The 16,737-nt window shown below is 72.7% G+C and carries 14 protein-coding genes and 3 tRNA genes; 2 read left to right on the forward strand and 15 right to left on the reverse strand.

What is annotated here, in order from left to right; genetic code table 11:
• Positions 1–184: 184 nt before the first annotated feature.
• The 4 genes from leuS to CFP65_RS11885 all read right to left on the reverse strand — a co-directional run bounded on the left by leuS (position 185) and on the right by CFP65_RS11885 (position 6,640).
• Positions 185–3,055 carry a leucine--tRNA ligase gene (leuS, locus tag CFP65_RS11870; protein WP_104816074.1) on the reverse strand — a complete coding sequence of 957 codons (2,871 nt, stop codon included), beginning with the start codon at positions 3,053–3,055 and terminating at the stop codon, positions 185–187.
• A 474-nt stretch (positions 3,056–3,529) separates the two neighbouring features.
• A complete protein-coding gene (locus CFP65_RS11875; protein ID WP_104816075.1) occupies positions 3,530–4,822 on the reverse strand; it encodes a hypothetical protein in 1,293 nt (430 codons plus the stop codon).
• A gap of 99 nt (positions 4,823–4,921) precedes the next feature.
• A tRNA-Ala gene (locus CFP65_RS11880) sits at positions 4,922–4,994 on the reverse strand.
• A gap of 284 nt (positions 4,995–5,278) precedes the next feature.
• A complete protein-coding gene (locus CFP65_RS11885; RefSeq protein ID WP_254552352.1) occupies positions 5,279–6,640 on the reverse strand; it encodes an MFS transporter in 1,362 nt (453 codons plus the stop codon).
• Positions 6,641–6,844: 204 nt separating this feature from the next.
• On the opposite strand from CFP65_RS11885, the gene CFP65_RS11890 reads away from it, so the two are divergent.
• Entirely contained in the window at positions 6,845–7,753 is a 909-nt protein-coding gene (locus tag CFP65_RS11890) for a helix-turn-helix transcriptional regulator (protein WP_104816077.1), read from the forward strand.
• Between the two features lie 108 nt (positions 7,754–7,861).
• On the opposite strand, the gene CFP65_RS11895 is transcribed toward CFP65_RS11890, so the two are convergent.
• From CFP65_RS11895 to CFP65_RS39700, 8 genes are all read right to left on the reverse strand, one after another.
• A tRNA-Ala gene (locus CFP65_RS11895) sits at positions 7,862–7,934 on the reverse strand.
• A 41-nt stretch (positions 7,935–7,975) separates the two neighbouring features.
• Positions 7,976–8,048 (reverse strand) — tRNA-Ala (locus tag CFP65_RS11900).
• Between the two features lie 118 nt (positions 8,049–8,166).
• Entirely contained in the window at positions 8,167–8,814 is a 648-nt protein-coding gene (locus CFP65_RS11905) for a histidine phosphatase family protein (RefSeq protein ID WP_104820810.1), read from the reverse strand.
• On the reverse strand, positions 8,811–9,254 hold the full coding sequence (rsfS, locus tag CFP65_RS11910) for a ribosome silencing factor (RefSeq protein WP_104816078.1): 444 nt from the start codon (positions 9,252–9,254) through the stop codon (positions 8,811–8,813). The genes CFP65_RS11905 and rsfS overlap by 4 nt, the downstream gene beginning before the upstream one ends.
• 101 nt (positions 9,255–9,355) lie before the next feature.
• Complete coding sequence (locus CFP65_RS11915; RefSeq protein ID WP_104816079.1) at positions 9,356–11,194, reverse strand: LytR C-terminal domain-containing protein; 1,839 nt, start codon at positions 11,192–11,194, stop codon at positions 9,356–9,358.
• Entirely contained in the window at positions 11,191–11,829 is a 639-nt protein-coding gene (gene nadD, locus CFP65_RS11920) for a nicotinate-nucleotide adenylyltransferase (protein ID WP_104816080.1), read from the reverse strand. The genes CFP65_RS11915 and nadD overlap by 4 nt, the downstream gene beginning before the upstream one ends.
• 76 nt (positions 11,830–11,905) lie before the next feature.
• Positions 11,906–12,052: a hypothetical protein gene (locus CFP65_RS39695; protein ID WP_168219592.1), complete on the reverse strand. Its 147-nt coding sequence runs from the start codon at positions 12,050–12,052 to the stop codon at positions 11,906–11,908.
• 197 nt (positions 12,053–12,249) lie between these two features.
• A complete protein-coding gene (locus tag CFP65_RS39700) occupies positions 12,250–12,396 on the reverse strand; it encodes a hypothetical protein (RefSeq protein ID WP_168219593.1) in 147 nt (48 codons plus the stop codon).
• 176 nt (positions 12,397–12,572) lie between these two features.
• Between CFP65_RS39700 and CFP65_RS11925 the strand changes: the two genes are divergently transcribed.
• Complete coding sequence (locus tag CFP65_RS11925; RefSeq protein ID WP_104816081.1) at positions 12,573–13,592, forward strand: M48 family metallopeptidase; 1,020 nt, start codon at positions 12,573–12,575, stop codon at positions 13,590–13,592.
• Between the two features lie 18 nt (positions 13,593–13,610).
• Here the strand turns inward: CFP65_RS11925 and CFP65_RS11930 are convergent, their stop codons facing one another.
• The 3 genes from CFP65_RS11930 to CFP65_RS11940 form a co-directional block, all read right to left on the reverse strand.
• On the reverse strand, positions 13,611–14,654 hold the full coding sequence (locus tag CFP65_RS11930; protein WP_104816082.1) for a hypothetical protein: 1,044 nt from the start codon (positions 14,652–14,654) through the stop codon (positions 13,611–13,613).
• Between the two features lie 80 nt (positions 14,655–14,734).
• Positions 14,735–15,325: a hypothetical protein gene (locus CFP65_RS11935; RefSeq protein ID WP_158702142.1), complete on the reverse strand. Its 591-nt coding sequence runs from the start codon at positions 15,323–15,325 to the stop codon at positions 14,735–14,737.
• Between the two features lie 76 nt (positions 15,326–15,401).
• Positions 15,402–16,676 (reverse strand): glutamate-5-semialdehyde dehydrogenase, encoded by a 1,275-nt coding sequence (locus tag CFP65_RS11940; protein ID WP_104816084.1) that lies wholly within the window; start codon positions 16,674–16,676, stop codon positions 15,402–15,404.
• Between the last annotated feature and the right edge of the window lie 61 nt (positions 16,677–16,737).

Consider the following 16,737-nt stretch of genomic DNA (forward strand, 5'->3'; position numbering starts at 1 on the left):
CCGACTCGGGGGTCGCCGTGGAGACCGCAGGCACCACCCCGGAGACCGCGCGGCTCACCTCAACCCCATCGGCACCGCCCCCGACCGCCACAGCGCTGCCCCCGATCCCCTCGAGGCTTCCCTCAACCGTCTCGGGGCTCTCCTCGACCTGGGTCGAGGAGAGCCCCGAGAGCGGAGCAGGGCGTCAGCCCGTGACGATGTTCACCAGCTTCGGCGCCCGGGCGATGACCTTGCGAACCGGTGCGTCACCGATCGCGGCGACCACGGCCGGGTCGGCCAGGGCCAGCGCCTCCAGCTCGGCGTCGGAGATGGTCGGGGCGACCTGCAGCCGGGCCTTGATCTTGCCCTTGATCTGCACCACGCACTCGACGGCCTCGTCCACCACGTACGCCGGGTCGGCGACCGGGTAGTCGGTGTGCGCCAGCGAGCCCTCGTGGCCCAGCTTGCGCCACAGCTCCTCGGCGATGTGCGGGGCCAGCGGGGCGATCATCAGGACCAGCTGGTCGGCCACCTCGCGCGGGGTCGAGCCGCGCTTGACCAGGAAGTTGTTCAGTTCGATCGCCTTGGCCACGGCGGTGTTGAACCGCAGGCCGGCCATGTCCCCCCGGATGCCGTCGATCGCCTTGTGCAGGGCGCGCAGGGTCGCCTCGTCGGGCGTCTCGTCGGTGACGACCAGCTCGCCGGTCGCCTCCGAGACGATGTTGCGCCACAGACGCTGCAGGAAGCGGTACGAGCCGACCACCGCGCGGGTGTCCCACGGGCGGGAGACGTCCAGCGGGCCCATCGACATCTCGTACAGGCGCAGCGTGTCGGCACCGTACTCGTCGCAGATGGAGTCGGGCGCGACGGCGTTCTTCAGGGACTTGCCCATCTTGCCGGCCTCGCGCTTGACCTCCTCGCCCTGCCAGAAGTACTTGCCGTCCCGCTCCTCGATCTCGGCGGCGGGCACCGGGAAGCCCCGCTCGTCGCGGTAGACGTCGGCGGTGATCATGCCCTGGTTGAACAGCTTGTGGAACGGCTCGACCGAGGAGACGTGGCCCAGGTCGTGCAGCACCTTGTGCCAGAAGCGGGCGTACAGCAGGTGCAGCACCGCGTGCTCCGCGCCACCGACGTACAGGTCGGCGCCGCCGCCCGGCTTCTGCGCGGTCGGGCCCAGCCAGTAGCCCTCGTTGGCCGGGTCGACCACGGCAGCGGAGTTGGCGGGGTCGATGTAGCGCAGCTCGTACCAGCAGGAGCCGGCCCAGTTGGGCATGGTGTTGGTCTCGCGGCGGTAGCTGCGCAGGCCGTCACCCAGGTCCAGCTGGACGTTGACCCACTCCTCGTTGCGCGACAGCGGGGTCTTCGGCGAGGAGGTGGCGTCGTACGGGTCGTAGGTGTGCGGCGAGTAGTCCTCGACCTCGGGCACCTCGACCGGCAGCATCGACTCGGGCAGCGCGTGCATCGCGCCGTCCTCGTCGTAGACGATCGGGAAGGGCTCGCCCCAGTACCGCTGGCGGCTGAACAGCCAGTCGCGCAGGCGGTAGTTGACGGTGCCCTCGCCCAGCCCGTTCGCGGTCAGCCAGGCGGTCGCGGTGGCCTTGGCCTCCACCACGCTCAGGCCGTCCAGCGACAGGCCCTCGCGAGCGGAGGCGACGATCACCGAGTCGTAGGTGTCGAAGGCGTCGTCCCAGGTCGACGGGTCGTCGGAGCGGCCGTCGGTCGGGGCCACCACGCAGCGCATCGGCAGGTCGAAGGCGCGGGCGAAGGCGAAGTCGCGGTGGTCGTGCGCCGGCACCGCCATGATCGCGCCGGTGCCGTAGCCCATCAGCACGTAGTCGGCGATGAAGACCGGCACCTGCTCGCCGCTGACCGGGTTGGTCGCGTAGGCACCGGTGAAGACACCGGTCTTGACCTTGGCGTCGACCTGGCGCTCGACGTCCGACTTGGCGGCGGCCTCCGCACGGTACGCGGCCACGGCCTCGGCGGGGGTGGCGTGACCGCCCGTCCAGTCGCCGTGGGTCTCCGTCGGCCATGCCGCGGGGACGATCGAGTCGACCAGCGCGTGCTCGGGGGCCAGCACCATGTAGGTGGCGCCGAACAGGGTGTCCGGGCGGGTGGTGAAGACGGTGATCGCGTCCGTACCGACCGCGAAGTCGACCCGGGCACCCTCGGAGCGGCCGATCCAGTTGCGCTGCTGCAGCTTGATGGCCTCGGGCCAGTCCAGCAGGTCCAGGTCGGCGATCAGGCGGTCGGAGTACGCGGTGATCCGCATCATCCACTGACGCAGGTTCGACTTGAAGACGGGGAAGTTGCCGCGCTCGGAGCGACCGTCTGCGGTGACCTCCTCGTTCGCCAGCACGGTGCCCAGCCCGGGGCACCAGTTGACCGGCACCTCCTTGCTGTACGCCAGCCGGTACTCGCCCAGCAGCTCGTCCCGCTCGACACCGGACAGCTCCGACCAGGCGCGGCCGCCGGGGACGGCGCGCGAGCCGTCGGCGAACTGCGCGATCAGGTCGGCGATCGGGCGGGCCTTCTGGGCCTCGGTGTCGTACCAGGAGTTGAAGATCTGCAGGAAGATCCACTGCGTCCAGCGGTAGTAGTCCGGGTCGATGGTGGAGATCGACCGGCGCGGGTCGTGGCCCAGGCCCAGGCGGCGCAGCTGCTGGCGCATGTTGGCGATGGCGGCATCGGTGGTGATGCGGGGGTGCTGGCCGGTGGCCACGGCGTGCTGCTCGGCGGGCAGGCCGAACGCGTCGTAGCCCAGCGTGTGCAGCACGTTGTGGCCGGTCATCCGCTGGAAGCGGGCGTAGACGTCGGTGGCGATGTAGCCCAGCGGGTGGCCGACGTGCAGGCCCGCGCCCGAGGGGTACGGGAACATGTCCATGATGAAGCTGTGCGGCTTCGCGGCGACGTCACCGGCGGCTGGGTCGGCCAGGGCGCCGGTCGGGTTGGGGGCGTTGAAGGTGCCCTCCTTCTCCCAGACGTCCTGCCAGCGGGACTCGATCTCGGCGGCCAGCGCAGCGCCGTAGCGGAAGGGCTCGGTCGCGGCCTCGGCCGCAGGGGTCGTCTCGCTCATGGTCCTTCGGGCTCCATCGATGTCAGATTGCGAACCGGCGACGAGGGCGGGTGCTCACCGGGACAGGGGCGTAGCGGGGGCGGAAAACAAAAAAGCCCCTCGCAGGAGGGGACGCCACGCCGACTCCGGCACCCGGGCCGGTCCTGGTCAGCGCGGCCGGCTAAGGAGCAGGCACACGGTTCGCATGGCCTCAGGGTACCGCACGCCCCGAAGTCGCAGGGCAGCCCGTCCGACAAGGCCCTCTCCCAGCCGACCGCAGCACCCGCACGGCCGGTCAGCCCGGCCCGGGACGGCACCGCCGACCCACTGTCCGCTCCCGCCCACTCGACACACCCCGATGCACCCGGATACCCCGACACCCCCGGACACCCGAACGCACCCAGCCGCCCCAGACGCCCCGAACACTGCGAGTACCGCGAGTACCGCGAGTACCGCGAGTACCGCGAGTACCGCGAAAGCCCCTGCGGATCGGCCTCAGACCGGCTCCCGGACGGCCGCGTCGAAGTCCCGAAGCGCCCGGGCCACCCGGACGGACTGCATGCCCGCCGCCAGCGCCCGCGCCTCGTCGGCGGTCCGGGCGGCCTCGGCGTCCGCGCCGGTGCGGCGATAGGAGTCGGCCAGCCGCACCATCAGCAGCGCCTTGACCCGGGCCCGTTCGGGCGAGAGGGCGGCGACGGCGCTGTGCAGCAGGTGCTGGGCGCGGTCGTGGTCGCCGAGGAAGAGGTAGCCCTCCCCCACCATGCCCTCCAGGTCGGCCAGCTCCTGGCTGTGCCCGGCCTCGCCGTCGAGGGCGAGGAAGGCCCGGTCGGCGACCGCCTCGCAGCTGATCTGCTCGCCCTTCTTGCCGTGCGCCCGGGCTATCCGCCCCAGCTGCAAGGCCCGCTCGCGCGGGGTGAGCACACCGTCGGCCGCCCGCAGCGCGGTGGAGAGCATCGCCACCGCGTCCAGTCCGCGCCCGCCGGAGTTGTGGGTGGCCTGAGCAGCCAGGCAGCCGACCACGCTCACGCCGAGCCGCGGGTCCCCGGAGACGTGGGCGGCCCGCAGCGCGGCCACGAAGGCCCGCTGGGCGGCGGCGTCGTGCCCGAGGTCGTAGTTGGCCCAGCCGACCAGCCGGGCCAGCCGGCTGGCCGCGCCGTAGAGCTCGCGGCCGAGCCGCTCGTCGTAGGAGCCGAGTTCGAGCAGCTTGCCGGTCATCGCGAGCTCGGCCTTGACCAGGTCGAGGATCAGGCCGCCACCGTAGGTGCGTTCCAAGCGCTGCTTGCTCTCGTAGCTGAGCCGCAGGTCGGTGAGCTGTTCGGCCGCGATCCGCAGCGCGCCCTCGCCGCCGGTCACCTCGGGCGGGGGCGAGGCCCAGTGCCGGGCGGCCTGTTCGAGCTCGTCGCCCCGGAAGAGGTCGGTGAGGCGGACGGGCACGGCGTCGGCGCCGGCCTCGCGGAGCGCGGTCTGGGCGGTGTCGGCCGTCCACGGGTCGGTGAGCAGCTTGGGCGAGAGGATCTTGGCTCCCCGGTTGCTGCCCATCTGCCCCCAGAGCTGCTCGTACGTGACGGCAATGCCCAGGGTGCGGCCGAGCACCTCGCAGACCGCCTGGTCGTGCGGGGCTCGGGGCACCATGCCCCGGTCGCGCCACTTGTAGGGGGCGGTGGAGCTGATCGCCAGCGCGGCGGGGAGGGCTGCGTTCACCTCGCGGGCCAGCCGCTCGGGGCTCCAGCCGAGCTGGTGCAGTATCCGGGCGAGCTCTTCGTTGCGTTTGCGCGCCAGATCGGCCATGCGACGACCGTAACCGTCGGTGGCCGCCGAGCGAAAGCTCCCCCGGCCCGGGGAAAGCGGAAAGCCGCCTCCCGAATGCGGGAGACGGCTTCCGAACTGTGGAGCTACGGGGAATTGAACCCCGGACCTCTTGCATGCCATGCAAGCGCTCTACCAACTGAGCTACAGCCCCTTGACCTGCGGTGTCACCGGCGTTTCCCCCGGCGACACCGATTACTTTACACGGTCATCGGGCTGGCCCCTAATCCGTTCCCGTAACCCTCCGTCCCCCTCCGGATCAGAGCCCGGTCACACGCAGCCGACACCCACCCGCCCGGCAACCCACCCCGGCAACCCACCCCGGCACCCCGAGCGCGACCGGGCCCCCGGCCGCTACCGGACTCCGGTTCTCCCGCCCCTCCCGCCCCGCTCCGCCCACGCCATCTCCAGCGCCACCTCCATCGCCATCGCCATTGCCTACGCCACCGCCCGGTGGGTGCGGGCCGCGAAGAAGGCCGCCGAGGCGAAGGAGGCGGCGATGGCCGCGCAGGTCACCAGCAGGGCCGCCCCCGAGGAGGCCACCGTGGCCGGGTAGCTGACCCGACCGAGGAAGACGGTGCCGAGCAGGGCCACCCCGACCACCTGGCCGAGCTGGACGATGGTGACCATCACGCCGCTGCCGTCGGCCGCGTCCGCCGGGTCGACCTTGCCGAGGGCGCGGCCGAAGAGCGGGCTGTAGGCGCAGCCGGCGGCCAGGCCGGCGAAGGTGAGCAGCACCTCGGCGAGCAGGCCGATCTCGGCACCGTGCCGCAGCAGCAGCCCGAGGGCCAGGTACGCCGGAGCGATCACCGCCAGCGCGAGCACCGGGAGCGGGCGGTGCAGCCGGGCGGGCAGCCGCTGCCAGTGCAGGCTGGAGAGGCCGAACCCGACCGCCACCGGCCCGGAGAGCAGGCCCGCGCGCAGCGCGCTGTGGGCCAGGCCCGCCTGCTGGTGCAGGGCGAAGGCGAACATGAAGCCGGAGAAGCCCGCCATGATCAGGAAGATCGCCCCGGCGGCCGGCAGCAGCCCCAGCGAGCGCAGCACCCGCCCGGCCACCAGCGGTTGCCCGCCGCGAGCGGCGATCCGCCGCTCGACCACCGCGAAGAGCGCGAAGAGCAGCGCGCTCAGCCCGAGCAGCACCCACCCCCAGGCCGGCCAGCCCAGCTCGTGCCCGAGCACCAGCGGCACCACCAGGGTGCCGATCGCCGCGGCCAGGACCACCAGGCCGGGCACGTCGAAGCCGCGCGAGCGGTCGCCGGGCAGCGTGGGCAGCAGCCGGCGCCCGGCCACCAGCAGCACCGCACCGATCGGCACGTTGATCAGGAAGACCGGCCGCCAGCCGGTGCCGAGCAGGTCCGCGCTGACCAGCAGCCCGCCGACCACCTGTCCCACCGCCATGCCCCCCGCGAGCACGGCGGAGTAGAACCCGAGCGCCCGGGTGCGCGCGGCTCCGGTGAAGGTCTGCTGGACCAGGCTCATCACCTGCGGCACCATCACGGCAGCGCCGACCCCCTGGGCCAGCCGGAAGCCGATCAGCGAGCCGGTGTCGGGCGCCAGCCCGCAGGCCAGCGAGGCGGCGGTGAACCCCGCCAGGCCGTACCGGAACAGCCGGCCGTAGCCGTAGCGGGCGCCGAGCCGGGCTCCGGTGATGAGCAGCACCGCGTACGCGATGGTGTAGCCGGCGATGACCAGTTGGAGGCCGGCGCCGGTGGCGTGCAGGTCGGTGCGGATGGTCGGTACGGCGACGTTCACCACCGAGATGTCGAGCACGGCCATGAACTGGCCGGTGAGGACGAGCACAAGGAGCAGTCCGGGCCGCACCTGACGGGCTGTCGGTGGGGCGGCGGTTGGCGCGGCGGCGGTTGCGCCGGCCGATGTGGATCTCGTCTGAAGGTCCGTCATATGACCATCGTCCAGGGGTCCGGGTACCCGTGGTTAGAGCCTGTCGATCCTGGTACTGGCAGCACCCTGTTACGGGTACCGGGGATCCGCCACGATGGTCGCATGACCGTGCTGGACGAACGTACCAAGTCGGCCCCCGCCACGGGCCGGGACCAACGCCGCACCGAGCTGGCGAGCTTCCTACGGGCCTGCCGCTCCCGGGTCACCCCCGAGGCCGTCGGGCTGCCGCCCGGGCTGCGACGCCGCACGCCGGGGCTGCGCCGGGAGGAGGTCGCCCAGCTCTCCGGGGTCGGGGTCACCTGGTACACCTGGCTGGAGCAGGGCCGGCCGATCAACGCGAGCGAGCAGGTGCTGGAGGCAGTGGCCCGGACGCTGCTGCTGGACCGCGCCGAACGCGACCACCTGTACCGGCTGGCCGGGCTCACCCCGGCGGCCGGCGACGAGCAGTGCCCGGTGCTCGACCCGGCGATCCAGCTGATCCTGGACCAGCTCTCCCCGCTGCCCGCCGGGGTCTTCAACATGCGGTACGACCTGCTGCGGCACAACGCCGCCTACGACGCCCTCTTCCCCGGCGCCACCCGCCCGCGGGACCCGAACGGGCGGCGCAACAGCATGTGGTGCGCCTTCACCGTGCCGGACTGCTGCAACCCGTTCCTGAACCGCGAGGAGGAGCTGCCCCGGATGGTCGCGGTGCTGCGCGGCGCGTACGGCAAGCACGTGGGCGAGCCGGCCTGGGAGGAGTACATCCGCGACCTGGCCGACGCCAGTCCGCTCTTCGCCCGGCTCTGGGCCCGCCAGGAGGTCGGGCCGCCCCGGACGGCGCTGAAGGTGTTCCGGCACGCGGCCGTCGGCGAGCTCCGCTTCCGGACCTCCTACCTGGCCATGACGGCCGCGCCGGAGACCCACCTGGTGGTCTACACCCCCGAGGGCCCGCAGGACCGGGAGCGGATGGAGTACCTGACCGCCCACCCGGCGGCCTCACCGGTGCCCGCCGGCCACACCTGCGGCTGAGCACCGGCAAGGCCGAGCACCAGCAAGGCCGACCACCGACCAGAAGGAGCAGGCCCGGAAATGCCAGAAGGCCGCCCCCCGGGATCCGGGAGGCGGCCTCTGCCGCTGTGGAGCTACGGGGAATTGAACCCCGGACCTCTTGCATGCCATGCAAGCGCTCTACCAACTGAGCTACAGCCCCGCGTCGCAACCGACCCGAACGAACGGACCGGCGGTGCGGAGTGGAGCTACGGGGAATTGAACCCCGGACCTCTTGCATGCCATGCAAGCGCTCTACCAACTGAGCTACAGCCCCGCACTCTCAGGACTTCCCGCCTCCCTCTCGGTCGGCGTTCTTTCCTGCGAACGAGGAAGACTCTAGCTGGTCAGGCCCGGATCTACGAAATCCGCTCCCCCGGGGTCACCCCCGAGGCTCAGGTCTCGTCCCCGATCACCGGCTGCGGCAGCGTCCCGGCGTTGTGTTCGAGCAGGCGCCAGCCGCGCGAGCCCTCGCCCAGGACCGACCAGCAGCAGTTGGAGAGACCGCCGAAGCGCTCCCACTGCGCGGGCTCCAGGTCGAGCAGCCGGCCGATCATGGTGCGGATGGTGCCGCCGTGGCTGACCACGACGACCGTGCCGTCCTCGGGCAGCTTCTCGACCGCCGCCAGCACCAGCGGCACCGAGCGGTCCGCCACCTCGGTGCTCAGCTCGCCGCCGCCGCGCCGCACCGGCTCGCCCTTCGCCCAGGCCGCGTACTGCTCCGGGAAGCGCTCGCGGATCTCGGTGTTGGTCAGGCCCTGCCACTCACCCGCGTACGTCTCCCGAAGGCCCTCGTGGTGCTGCACGTCCAACCCGGTGATCTTCGCCAGCTCGGCGGCCGTGCGGGCCGCCCGCTTGAGGTCGGAGGAGATCAGCAGGTCGGGCTGGAGCCCGGAGAGGAGTCGGGCCGCCCGACGGGCCTGGAAGACGCCCTGGTCGGTCAGCTCGATGTCGGTGCTCCCCTGGAACCGGTTCTCCAGGTTCCAGGAGGTCTGGCCGTGCCGCCAGAAGACGATGCGCGGCCCCCGCGCGGCGCGGCTCAGCTCGCGTCCTCGGCGTCGGCCACCGCGTTGCCCGCGGCGTCGGTGACGGCGTTCTCCGGACGGTTGCGGGTGGCCAGGGCGTCGGCCGGGATCTCCAGCTCGGGGCAGTCCTTCCACAGGCGGTCGAGCGAGTAGAAGGAACGCTCCTCGGAGTGCTGGACGTGCACCACGATGTCCAGGAAGTCGAGCAGGATCCAGCGACCCTCGCGCTCGCCCTCGCGGCGGACGGGCTTGACGTCCAGCTGCTCGCGCAGCTGGTCCTCGATCTCCTCGGCGATCGCCTTCACCTGGCGGTCGTTGGGCGCCGAGACGATCAGGAAGGCGTCGGTGATCGACAGCACGTCGCTGACGTCGAAGGCGATGATGTCGTGCGCCAGCTTGTCGGCGGCGGCCTGCGCGGCGACCTTGACGAGGTTCTGGCTGTGGTCCGTGGCAGTCACTGTGTTCTTCCGGATCGACGGCGGTGATTCGCCTTCCAGGATCTCACGAACGACGCGCGGCCCCGGCCGGTTGTCCGGCCGGGGCTGCGTGCGGGCTCCGCCTACTGCTGCTGCTTCGGTACCTGGTAGTCCTTGCCGAGCACGACCACGATGTCGGCGTTCTGCACGTCGGTGGTCTTCTTCACCGCCGACTCGGGCAGGCCGAGGCTGCTCGCGAGGCTCTTGGCGGCGCCCTGCCGGGCGTCGTCGGTGTAGCGGATCTCACTGGTCGGCTGGGTCGAGGACGCCTTGTCGCTGCCCGGCACCAGGTTGAGCCCGGAGTTGGTGACCTGCACGCCGGCGCTGTCGCGCGCCTTGTCGTCCCCGGAGGCGTTGACGATGCTCACCCGGGCCGTCTGGCCGCCGGCCTGCGCGCTGTGCACGGTACCGCCGAGCACCTCCTTGACCTGCGGGCCGGCCACCGACTCGTTGAGCGTGCCGTCCGGCTGCACCTTGAGGGTGCTCACCGCGAAGTGCCCGTTCTTCGCCTGCTGGGCGAGCTGGGCCAGCACCCCGGCCAGCGCCTGCTCGGGCAGCGAGGGGTCGAGCACCTGGTTGAGCCGGTGCACGGTGTCCTGAGCGTCCGGGAGCTCGGTGGGCATCGCGTTGACGATGCCGTTCAGCACCTGGCCGAACCGGGCCAGCTGGGCGTCCCGGGTCTCGTTCGGTCCCTGGTAGGTGGCGTAGAGCAGGGCGGCCCGGCCGTTCAGCCGGATGTCCTTGCCGACGGCGGCCAGCTGCTTGCCCGCGTCGTTGATCTCCACGTTGGTGTCGACCTTGACCCCGCCGATGCCGTCCACCAGCAGCGGCAGGTACGGGGTGTCCACCCGCCAGGTGCCCGCGACCGGGGCGCCGAGCACGGTGGAGAGGCCGTCCCGCAGGCCGGAGTCACCGAGCGTGCCCGCGCCCTGGGAGACCGGCACGGTCGAGCCGTCGCCACCGCCCGGCAGCTTCAGCCCGTCCGGCAGCAGCAGGGCCGAGCCCTTGCCGCCCGCCTCGTCGTCGACCAGCAGCGCGGTGGAGACCTTGCCGTTGAGGTCCTTGAGGTAGACCACGTTGACCTGCCGCTTGCCCACGGCCTTGGCCACCGTGGACGGCCCGCCGCCGAGCTTCCCGCTCCACCACAGGTACCCGCCCGCACCGGCCGCGGCTACCAGCAGCGCCACCGCGCCGGCGATCGCCCGGGTGCGCAGCTTGCGCCGCCGCTCGTCCCGGCGTTCGGAGCGCGACTCGGCGAACTTCAGCCAGTCGATGACGTCCTCGGTCTCCTCCGCCGGTTCGTCGACGAAGGTGAACTCACCCGTGGCGTAGTCGTCCTCGGCCCCGCTCTGCGGCGCGCGCGGCCGCGGGGCCGCCGGACGGGCGGCCGTGGCCGTCGCCCGGGGCGCGGCGGGCGGGGCCGCCGGGGCCTGCACCGGCTGGACGGGTTGCGGCGCGACCGGCTGCGGCGCGACCGGCTGCGGCGCGACCGGCTGGGGCGCGACGGGTCGCGGTGCGACCGGCTGGGGAGCCGGCGGCTGCACCGGCTGTTGGTAGTACTGCTGCGGCGGGTACTCCTGGTACGACGGCTGCTGCTCGTGGCCGGGCTGCTGGTAGCCGGACTGGTCGTAACCGGGCTGCTGCTCGTGGCCGGGCTGCTCGTAGCCGGGTTGCCGGTAGCCGGACTGTTCGTAGCCGGGCTGCTGCTCGTAGCCGGACTGCTGGTAGTGACCGGGCTGCTGGTAGCCCTGGTAGGACTGCTGCGGGTACTCCTGGTACTCCTGATAGTCCTGGTACGGCTGCTGCTGCCCCTGGTGGGGCTGCTGCTGGTAGTACTGCTGCCCGTAACCGGTCTGCGGGTACTGCTCCTGCGGCGGGTACTCCTGGTACGGGTAGCCCTCGCCCTCCGGCTGTCCGGTCACGTCCTGCCTCCCGTGGTCGCACCCCGGTCCGACGCGTAGAGCGCCCGCTTGTCGATGTAGCGGACCACACCGTCCGGGACGAGGTACCAGACCGGCTCGCCCTTGGCGACGCGCAGCCGGCAGTCGGTGGAGGAGATGGCCAGCGCCGGAACCTCTATCAGCGAGACCCCGCCGACCGGAAGGCCCGCGTCGGAGAGGGTGTGGCCGGGCCGGGTGCAGCCGATGAAGTGGGCGAGCGAGAAGAGCTCCTCGGAGTCCCGCCAGGAGAGGATCTGGGCCAGCGCGTCGGCGCCGGTGATGAAGAAGAGGTCCGCGTCGGGGTGGAGCGCGCGGAGGTCACGCAGCGTGTCCACCGTGTAGGTGGGACCCTCGCGGTCGATGTCGATCCGGCTCACCGAGAACTGCGGGTTCTCGGCGGTGGCGATGACCGTCATCAGGTAGCGGTCCTCGGCCGAGGTGACGTCGCGGTCGCTCTTCTGCCAGGGCTTCCCGGTCGGCACGAAGATCACCTCGTCGAGGTGGAAGGCGCTGGCCACCTCACTGGCCGCGACGAGGTGCCCGTGGTGGATCGGATCGAAGGTGCCGCCCATCACGCCCAGGCGCTTCCTCGGCGGTGCGTCGGCCTGCTGTCCCATGCCGCCACACCTTACGCGACGCGCGTGACGGCGGGGCAAGCCGTGTCACCGCCACGCAGCGCGCGGGAGCTCCGGCTCAGCGGTCGCGGTTGAAACGCGTGGTGACGTAGAGCAGCAGGAGGAGGATGAAGAGCGCCGCGCCACCGGTCAGGTACGGGTTCAGGCTCTCGTGGTTGCCGCCCTCGGCGATCGAGGTCAGGGCGGGCGTCAGGGCAAGGCTCATGGTCGGCGGGCTCTTCTCGGCTCGACGGGCGGGGCAGGGTACGAGCCGCTGCGGCTCGCGCGCTCATCGTACGGGGGCGGCGCTCGCAACCGCGCGGCGGCCCACCGCGTCTGACTCCCGGTGAGGAACCGCCCCGGGACTGCGTCAGCTCCGGCGGCCCGGCGCCGCGCCCGCGGGGTCGGCCACCGCGAGCCCGGTCAGTTGTTGCGGCCGGCCCGGACCAGGATCCAGGCCAGCAGGCCCACGCCGACGATCGAGCCGATCACGACCAGTCGCAGGAAGAGGCCCGGGCCGTTCTCGGTGGAGATCGGGGCGGCCAGCTGCGCGGCGACGACGGCGTTCATGGACGGGCTCCTCGGAGGCGGTGCGGTACGGCCCCGGACGTCGGACCGTACCGCCAGGGTAGACCGGCTCACGCCCGGCTCCCGCGCGGCCCCCCGGGCGTAGCGTGGTGGCGGGGACGAGTACGCACGGCAAGTCGTTCAGTGGACAACCGACCGGTACCAGGAGGCACCTGACCATGACCGACCCGACGAACGAGAAGTCCCCCAGCCGCCGCCGTCAGCGCTTCCCCGAGATCTCCACCCGGGCCTGGGAGCACCCGGCCGACCGCTCGGCCCTGGTGGCCCTGCGCAGGCTCACCGGCTTCGACGAGGTGCTCAAGAAGCTCGCCGGGCTGGTCTCCGAGCGCAGCGTCCGGCTGATGTACCTGGCCACCGCCGTCCGGGTCTCCGAGCGGCAGTTCCCCGAGCTGCACGCGATGGTCCGGGACGCGGCGTACGTGCTCGACCTGGAGAAGGTCCCCGAGCTGTACGTCACCCAGGACCCGACGGTGAACGCGATGTGCGTGGGCATGGACACCCCCGTCATCGTGCTCACCACCGGGCTGGTGGACCTGCTGGACGAGGAGGAGCTGCGGGCCGTGATCGGCCACGAGGTCGGGCACGCGATGTCCGGCCACGCGGTCTACCGGACGATGCTGCTGGTCCTCACCAACATCGCCACCCGGATCGCCTGGCTGCCGCTGGGCAACCTGGCGATCAGCGCGATCATCACGGCGCTCAAGGAGTGGTTCCGCAAGGCCGAGCTCTCCTGCGACCGGGCCGGGCTGCTGGCCGGGCAGGACCTGCAGGCCTCGATGCGCGGCCTGATGAAGCTGGCCGGCGGGCACGACCTGGCCGAGCTGAACGTGGACGCCTTCCTGGAGCAAGCCGAGGAGTACGAGCGGGCCGGCGACCTGCGGGACGGCGTGATCAAGCTGCTGCAGGTGCTGCCGCAGACCCACCCCTTCGCCGTGGTGCGGGTGGCCGAGCTCAAGAAGTGGTCCGAGACGCCGGAGTACCGGGCGATCCTGGCCGGCGAGTACCCGCGCCGGGGCGACGACCCGTCCACCTCGGTGGGTGAACAGTGGAAGGCCGCGGCCGACTCCTACGCCAAGTCGGTCAAGGAGAGCAAGGACCCGCTGATGGGCCTGGTCCGGGACATCGCGGGCGGGGTCGGGAACGTGGGCGGCAAGATCCGCGACACCTTCACCAAGTAGCAGCCGCCCGGGCGGCGGTCACCGCAGCGTCGCGCAGAGCTGCCAGGCCGGGACGGTGTGGTCGGCCGGGTCCACCGCCGGCGGGGCGGGCGGCAGGCCGGTCAGCACCGGCTGGAAGTGGTCGGCCTGCCGGGCCGCGCAGGAGGTGGGGCCGGCCTGGGTGGCGGCGTCCACCAGGCGCAGCCGGCCGGCCGAGAGGTCGGTGCGGTCGAACTCCATCCGCAGCGCCCGCCGGACGGAGTAGAGGCTCACCTGGAGCGGGCGCTCCGTCCCGGCCGGCCGCAGGGCGTAGACGAAGGTGTGGTCGGTGGTGACCTCCAGGGTGCCGCTGTCAGCCTCGGCGAAGGCCATCGTGCCGGTCACCTTGACGGTGTCGGTGGCCAGCGCCACCTGCCCGGGGTCGAACCGCACCTGCCAGCCGGTGGCCGCGTGGTGCTCGTCGTCGCGCGGGCTGTTCATGCTGTCGTCGTACTGCGCCTGCTCACCGGGGGTGAGCACCGCCCGCACCTGGGCGGTGTCGCCCTCGGTGAGCACGGCCGGGGTCAGGTCGGCCAGCGTGAGGTAGCGCTCCGCCACGTCCAGCGCGCGCATCACCTCGATCCGGGTGAAGTGCGCGGTCGCGGCGGGCACGGGCTCGCCGAAGCCGGCCGAGCCGTCGCCGTAGCCGGTGGGCAGCGCGGCGAACGGGTTGCGGTAGTCGGCCACCGGCCGGACGGGTGAACTCGGGGACAGCGCCGTGAGGCTGACGGTCAGTTGGTCACCGCTCGGCGCGGCCACCAGTCGCCGGGGCGAGCTCACGCCGAAGTACACCGCCGCCGCGAAGGCCATCGCGACGAGCAGCAGCAGCGCCACCGCCTGGCGCGGCAGCGAACCGAGCGGCCCGAGCCCGATCCGGGTGCGCACCGCCCTCGGGTAGTGGCCGCCGAGGCGCTCGCGGGCCGACAGCTCCTGGATCCGCGCAGCCCGGACGAACGACTCGTCGAAGACGACGGATCGGTACTCGTCCTCGTTGCCGGACCCACCGTCGGGCGCACCCTCCGGAGGTTCGCGCGGGTCACCCATACCACCAAGAGTAAGGCTGGGGCTCGGCCGCTACGAGAGTCTGCGCAGGACGAGTTGCCACCTGCGGGCGGGGCGGGTCGCTACCTGGGCAGCAGGGCCGGCACGGAGGGGCTCGGCACCGTGGTCACGCCCGGGCTGCTGGTGCCGCTCTCCGGGCGGCGCGGCGACTCGGTGTCACTGCCGCCGGTGCCCCGGTAGATCGCGGCCACCGCGACGGCCACCACGCTCACGCCCATCACCACGGCCAGCACCCAGGCGATCGGCCGGTGCCAGCGCTGCTGGGCCACGTGCCGGCCGCCCACCCGGCGGGCCGCCTCGTACCGCGCCGCCCGGCCCCAGCCGGCCCGCCGCAGGTAGGCCCGGCGCTGGGCGCGGGCCGCCCGGGCGGAGGCGGTGAAGGGATCCGGGTAGTGCCGTTCGTCGTCCGCCCCGCCCGGGTGCGGACGCAGCTCGAGCGGCAGGCCGTCGGGCTCGTAGCCCCGGCCGTAGGCCACGCCGTCGGGCTCGAACCGCGCCTCGGCGGCGGCCAGCTGCCGCTCCCGGGCGCTCGGCTCGTGCACGGCGGCGGACCGGACGAAAGCCTCGTCGAAGACCACGGTGGCGAACTCGTCGTCCGCATCACCGTGGTCGGCGCCGCCGGAGTACGGCGAGCCCCCCACATCCTCAGCCATGGGGCTCAGCGTATTACCGGGCGGGCGATTTGTCTGTGGCTCCCGGCAGACGGCCCAGCCGACCGGGAGGCCCCGGTCAGCGCAGGTGGCCGTCGCCGGTGACGAGGTACTTCGTGGAGGTCAGCTCCGGCAGGCCCATCGGGCCCCGCGCGTGCAGCTTCTGGGTGGAGATGCCGATCTCCGCGCCGAAGCCGAACTCACCCCCGTCGGTGAACCGGGTGGAGGCGTTGACCGCCACCGTGGCCGCGTCCACCAGCTGGGTGAAGCGGCGGGCGGCGGTCTGCGAGCCGGTCACGATCGCCTCGGTGTGGCCGGAGGACCAGCGGCGGATGTGCGCCACGGCGGCCTCCAGCGAGGGCACCACGGCGGCGGCCAGGTCGAGGGAGAGGTACTCCTCCGCCCAGTCCTCCTCGGTGGCCGGCACCACGGTGGCGGCCGACCCCTCGGCGGCCTTGAGCACCGCCTCGTCCGCGTGCACCGTCACCCCGGCCTCGGCCAGCGCGGCCAGCGCGAGCGGCAGGAACTCGGCCGCGATGTCCTGGTGCACCAGCAGCGTCTCGGCGGAGTTGCAGACGCTCACCCGCTGCGCCTTGGAGTTGAGCAGCACCGCGACGGCCATCTCGAGGTCGGCCTGGGCGTCCACGTAGACGTGGCAGTTGCCGGTGCCGGTCTCGATCACCGGGACGGTGGAGCCCTCGACCACGGTGCGGATCAGCGAGGCGCCGCCGCGCGGGATCAGCACGTCCACCAGGCCGCGGGCCCGCATCAGCTCGGTGACCGACTCGCGGCTCTCCCCCGGCACCAGCTGCACCGCGTCGGCGGGCAGCCCGGCCGAGGCCACCGCGTCGCGGAGCACGGCGACCAGCGCGGTGTTGGAGCGGTACGCGGAGGCCGAGCCGCGCAGCAGCACGGCGTTGCCGGACTTGAGGCAGAGCGCGGCGGCGTCCACCGTGACGTTGGGCCGGGCCTCGTAGATGATGCCGACCACGCCGAGCGGCACCCGCACCTGCCGGACGTCGAGACCGTTGGGCAGCGTGTACCCGCGGACCACCTCGCCGACCGGGTCGGGCAGCCCGACCACGTTCCGCACGTCGGCGGCGATCGCCGCCACCCGCTCCTCGGTCAGCGTCAGCCGGTCGACCACCGACTCGGCCGTCCCGGCCGCCCGGGCCCTGGCCACGTCCTCGGCGTTGGCGGCGGTGATCTCGGCGCTCCGGGCCACCAGCGCGTCGGCGATCGCCAGCAGCGCGGCGTCCTTCGCCCTGCGCGGCACTGGGGCGAGCTCGGCGGCCGCCTCCCGGGCACGGCGCGCGGCGGCGAGGACGGGGCTGTCGGTCTGGCTACTGGTCATGCGGGCAAGGGTAGCGATTCCGACCCGGTGACCAGCCCCGCTTTCACTCGCTGAGACGGCC

The sequence above is a fragment of the Kitasatospora sp. MMS16-BH015 genome (assembly GCF_002943525.1).
In the GTDB taxonomy this organism is placed as follows: domain Bacteria; phylum Actinomycetota; class Actinomycetes; order Streptomycetales; family Streptomycetaceae; genus Kitasatospora.